Raw genomic sequence first — 5,136 nt, forward strand, 5'->3', positions numbered from 1 at the left:
GTTCGAGCGGATCAATCGGCGCTACGGCCGAGAGCCGCACTTTCATGCGGTCGAGCGTGGTGCGCAGGCGGCCCTTCTGGACGATGGCGCCCAGCGCATCGGCCATTCGCTGACCCAGCTCCGGGTCTCCCGAGCGTTCGATATGCCAATGCCCGCCCGGCGGCGCGAGAAAGGTAAGCGCTCGCCGCAGCGCGGCGTGCTGTTCGCTTGCCATGACGAAAAGGCAGCGCGCATCGGGCGCCGCACTGGAGAGAGGACGCAAGGCCGGCTGCAGCTGGGCCGGGACCAGTGGCACCATGACCAGCAAGCAGGGTTCGAGCGGTGTGGCTACGGCCTTGACACGCTCTATTGCGGCGCTTGCGTCGTCGGCCTGCTCGAACGAGGCACCAGCCGCCTGAGCCGCGAACTCAGCGGCCTCCAGCAGGGACGGATCGGCTGGCTCAGCGCTCCAAAGGACGATGCGGCCGGCCATGTCGAATCGTGAATCGATTGTTCATAGAAGCGACAGTCCAAGCGCGCTGCGCCCGGTCCAAATCGTCAGCAGATCCGTGGTCGGAGACATCACATGGCTTGCCCTCGCGTCGCGCAACAGACGAGAAAGGGTGCTGTTCTCGCGGTACGCGATGCCGCCGCACAGCGTCATCGCCTCGTTCGTCGTGGTCACGGCGGTGTTGGCAGCATCGGCCTTGCAAGCGAGGATGGCGGTCATTGCGTCGTCACGCCCCATGTCGCCGGCGCGTGCCGCATGCAGCAGCAACAGGCGACTGCGCTCGACACCGATCCACAACTGACCGACGCGGTGTTGCACGGTTTCAATCTCGCTCAACGACTGGCCCGAATGCGTGTGTCGGCGGGCCTGAAGATGTGCAAGCGTCACATCGAGGGCGGCCCGCGCCACGCCGAGATAGGTGGCGGCCATCGCAGTCAGGAAGAAGGGTGCGACGATTTCGAACACGTACCAGACCTGGTCGCCTTCGTCGCCCAAAAGATTTCCAAGCGGAGCGACAGCACCGTCCAGCTTCAAAGAGCGTGAGGAATTGCCGCGCATTCCCAACCCGCGCCATTGCTCCCCCCAGTGCATGGCGGGCGTGTCGTGATCCAGCACGATGCAGCTGAACTCTCCGTTCTCCGAGGCGTCGCTTGCCAGCGTCGAAACGACGTAGGAATCAACTGCGCCCCCATTGGTGACGAACTGCTTGGTTCCCCGCAGGCGGTAACCGTTGCCCTCGCGCTCGAGAACGGTTTGAGGAAGGAAGAAGTTCGAGCCGGTGCCGGACTCCGACAGCGCCAGCGTGGTGAGGTGATCCCCTTGCGCGATGGGCCTCAGATAACGGGCGTCGTGATGGGCCGTCGATTTCGCAGCGATCACGGCAGTGGCCACGCAGTGCATGCCGTAGCACATGGCGGTCGCGGCGCACGCCTGCCCCAGCACTTCGGTGACCGCTGCCAACGCGACAAGCCCCTGGCCGTGCCCGCCCAAGCACTTGGGGACGGTCAGCCCGGTCAATCTTTGCTTGGCCAGCGCCTGCATGGCCGCTTTCGGCCACTCTCCAGTTGCGTCGGTGTGCTCGGCGGTTGGCAGCAGGACGTCGGCGGCAACCGCGCTCGCCTGATCGCGCAGGTCGAGCAGTTCAGGGGAAAAGAGGTCGTTCACATCTGTGTTCACAAAGGCTCTAGGGGAACTGTATAGGCCTTGCTGCCCTTAAGCCTGCCTCGCCTGCGTATTGTCGGCGGCAATCAGACTGCCACCATCGAATCGTCCAAGCACTCGGCTTGACAAAAATACCAGTTCTCCCAGCGGCACCCTCGAAGGCTTTGCCTTCAGGGTGCTTGAAACATCGCAGCTCAGAACACCCGGCTTGCGACTGCGAGGGTAGGACATGCAGGCGCGAAGGCAGCAGCACCAGCCCGTTCTCGTTGACCTCCACGTGTGCCTGGGGGTAAACCACCAGCACCAGCTGCAGCGCCTGCAGGGAACTGCTTTTTGAATTGGCGCACCGCTTGGCTAATGTCCTCGGTATTGAAGCCGGAGCCGAACGTCCACATGCCACCACCCGCCGGACAGGGTCACCCGCAACGAGCGGCTGTTCATTTCGCTCATCGCTTCATCCTCCAGGTTCTTGTCTCAATGCGGCCGAGGCCCCTCGTCGCCCATGCCGAGCAATTGCCAGAGGTCTTGCTCCGTTACGACCCTTCGTTTGTCTGCCACCGCCTCGCCAAGCGCTTTGTCGACGGTGCGATGCATGAGTCGCGGACTCATCCTCGCCAGCACGTAGAAGCACCGGCGCTCGAACACCACCGGCTCGGTCAGTCGGAGGCGCTCGCTTGCTTCGGTCGCAATGCGTCGTGCGATCCCGACCGAGTCGTCGCGCCCGGGCGGCTCGATGAGGAAGACCTCGAAGCGACTCAGCAGCGGCATGCCGAGTCCGCGCACGGAGTTGGCGGTGGCGATGTATGTCGTCAGGCTCGCATCGAACACGATGTCGGTCGACAAGTCGGTGGAGCGCCTGGCGGTCTGCACCTCCAGCGCGCCGTGCAGCTGCGCCAGCGGGTCCAGCGCCCGAGCGCCGCTGCCGACCGAGGCCTTGTCCAGTTCGTCGAGCAGGATGACCGGATTGGCATAGCGTCCCTCGCAGATGAGCTGGAACAGTAGGCCCGTGGCGCTGTTGCTCCAGTACTTGTCCGAGCCGCACAGCTGCGAGCCGGCGGACGGCTGGTCGAAGGCGATGGAGGCATTCGGCACCCCGAGCGCTTCGGCCAGCTTGTGGCTGAAGAGCGTCTTGCCCACGCCGGGCGGCCCGAGCAGCAGCATGGGCGGAATACGCACCGGTAGCGTCGACGCCTCGGCAAGGGCCAGGCAGTTGCGCACCAGTCCAAGCGGACCGCGAAAGTGCGGCAGCACCCGCTGCAGTTCGTCGAGGGCGCTGCTGGCGTCCATCGGGCCGCCGATGAGCCGGTCGGGACCCCGGTTCTTGAGCTTCTCGAGCAGGACCTGCATGCGCTCGCGCACGTCCTTGTCGGCGGTGCGACAGGCCAGGTCCTGTTCCATGGCCCCGCTGACCAGGGCGTCGTAGTCGCCTAGGACCCGCAAGTGTCCAGGCGGCGAGACTTCTCCGAAGGTCTCGCGCCAATCTGCCGGCTTCTTGCTTTCCTTGGCCTTGCCGCGAAGCTTGAGGATGCGCTCTTCTTCGGCGGGGGCGTCCTTGCGGGCGTAGCGGGTTCGCTCTTCCTGGAGCGCCTCGAACGGCTTGATGGGGATGAGGAAGACTTGATTGTCCGGACTGACCCAACGGAAGTAGCCGGGGGGTAGCTTGTTGCTCATTGAATGCTCCAGAAGTGCGATGTGACAGTCATGCGGCTCAGCGCGGCGGGCGCGGCCAGCGACGGTCTTCCGGGAACTCCGAGCGCCAGGACTCGCTGACGGCTTTCAGCACGACATGGCGGATGCGGCCGTCTCGCGCCGGGTCGCGGCATCGGTTCATCCAGTCGGCGGTGGACAGCTGAGCCAGCAGGTCGACCGTGAGGTGTTCGTCGAAGCGCGCGATGCGCTCGCACGCCCTTTTCACCACCTCGCGACTTCTTGGATGCGGCGCGAGCGAGGGACCGAGCCGAGGCAGGTCCCCGCCGATGGCCGGTTCCAAAACCTTGCCGATGTCGAAGAACAGGGCGGCCAAGGTGGCCACGCTGCGGTCGCGGTCGCTCGTGTAGACGGCGTGGAACGCATTGCTCGCGGCCCGCACGCTTTGGTCGAAGTAGCCACCGGGGTAGCAGTGCTGGTCGAGCGCGGCGATGCGCATCAGGAATCGGCCCTGCACCCGCGCCTCGGTCATGGCGACCACGAAGAGCGCCTGCGCCACCGGCTCGAGTCGGCCGAGCAGGCCGCGCAGGCGCACGAGCTGGGTGAAGCGGTGATGCCGCACAGTGGGCAGCCATGCCATCTCGACGCCAGGAGGTGCGATACGGCTGCTGCCCAGCAAGCGGACCGAGCCGTCGTGCCGGCGCATGAGCTGCAGGCGAGCCCAGTCGCCACTGCGGATGTCCAGGGGCAAGGTGTCCCGGTTGGCCTTGAGCGGCAGGTCGCCGAACGACAGGTGCGCGACACAGCTGATGCGGCCGGCGAAGCCGAGGTCCCACTGGCCGATGCAGCCGATGAGGGTGGACACCGTGCCGGCGGGCAGGACGTCGAAGACATTGAGCGTGGCAACAGCGGGCGGCGCGAGTTGGACGGTGGTCATGCGAGGTTCCCTTCGAAGTGGACGGTGGTGGCATCGGTAGTCGCGGTCGGTCTGGCGCCGGCTTCCACGACGCGGCAGCACAGCAGCTGCCACTGCCAGGGCGCGCTGGGCAGCGCACACCTCAGGCGCAGCAGGACGGCGCGAACGGACATACCGGGCTTGAGCTCGACCAGCGAGGCGACGATGGGGTCGCCGATGGCGCTGTAGTTGGCTTCTGGCGCGTCGAGCCGGCACGCGAGGTGACCGAGCGGGGTAATTTCGGCGGCACGGACCGTGGCGGTCACGGTCACGAGCTGATGAGGACGGGGCGGTGTGGCGGACATGGGTGCTCCTGGTTGCGGCGTAGGACCGCCCTGCCCTGCCGAGAACGGCATCTGCATATCGAGGGCAAAGCGATCCCTGCGGGGGCTGCGGCGAACCGCGGCCTCCGGGTGGCTGATGGGATGAACGGGCGCTAGTGCAGCGGCACGAGAGCCGGGCGCTTCACGGGCGGCGGCTGGCCAGGCGGCACGGTCACTGCGCTGCCGCGGTGCGACGGCTCAGGTGCGCCGGTCGCACTCCCTGCCGCCACCTGAACGCCACCGCTGGCGAAGCGCGTTGCCAGGAGCCGGTCGAAGGCCGAGCCGCCCCGGCGGGTCAGGTTGGGCACGAAGCGGCTGTAGGTGCGAAACAGCATCTCGGTGCTGGTGTGGCCGAGCTGACGGGCAATCCACTCCGGCGCCTCGCCGGACGCGAGCCACAGAGTCGCTGCGGTGTGGCGCATCTGGTAGGGACGGCGCGGTTTGAGGCCGAGGTGACGCAGCAGCGGACTCCAGACGCGGTCGGTGAAGTTCTTGTTGTCCAGCGGCTTGCCTTCGCGGTTGCAGAAGACGTAGTCGCTCAGCTTGCCGGTAGCCTCGTG

At 66.4% G+C, this 5,136-nt stretch carries 6 protein-coding genes; all 6 read right to left on the reverse strand.

Features of this window, described 5'->3' with window-relative positions; genetic code table 11:
• On the reverse strand, positions 1 to 472 hold a 472-nt coding region (locus tag H0W38_RS16120; protein ID WP_292455934.1), incomplete at its 3' end, for a hypothetical protein.
• Positions 473 to 493: 21 nt separating this feature from the next.
• Positions 494 to 1,654, reverse strand: coding sequence for an acyl-CoA dehydrogenase family protein (locus H0W38_RS16125; protein ID WP_292455936.1), 1,161 nt, complete (start codon positions 1,652 to 1,654; stop codon positions 494 to 496).
• A 471-nt stretch (positions 1,655 to 2,125) separates the two neighbouring features.
• Complete coding sequence (locus H0W38_RS16130) at positions 2,126 to 3,322, reverse strand: AAA family ATPase (protein WP_292455938.1); 1,197 nt, start codon at positions 3,320 to 3,322, stop codon at positions 2,126 to 2,128.
• A gap of 37 nt (positions 3,323 to 3,359) precedes the next feature.
• Positions 3,360 to 4,235, reverse strand: a complete 876-nt coding sequence (locus tag H0W38_RS16135) for a hypothetical protein (RefSeq protein WP_292455940.1) — start codon at positions 4,233 to 4,235, stop codon at positions 3,360 to 3,362.
• Positions 4,232 to 4,558, reverse strand: a complete 327-nt coding sequence (locus tag H0W38_RS16140; protein ID WP_292455943.1) for a hypothetical protein — start codon at positions 4,556 to 4,558, stop codon at positions 4,232 to 4,234. Before H0W38_RS16140 ends, H0W38_RS16135 begins: the two co-directional genes overlap by 4 nt.
• Before the next feature lie 131 nt (positions 4,559 to 4,689).
• On the reverse strand, positions 4,690 to 5,136 hold a 447-nt coding region (locus H0W38_RS16145; RefSeq protein ID WP_292455945.1), incomplete at its 5' end, for a tyrosine-type recombinase/integrase.

The sequence above is a fragment of the Methylibium sp. genome (assembly GCF_013817365.1).
Classification (GTDB): domain Bacteria; phylum Pseudomonadota; class Gammaproteobacteria; order Burkholderiales; family Burkholderiaceae_C; genus Methylibium.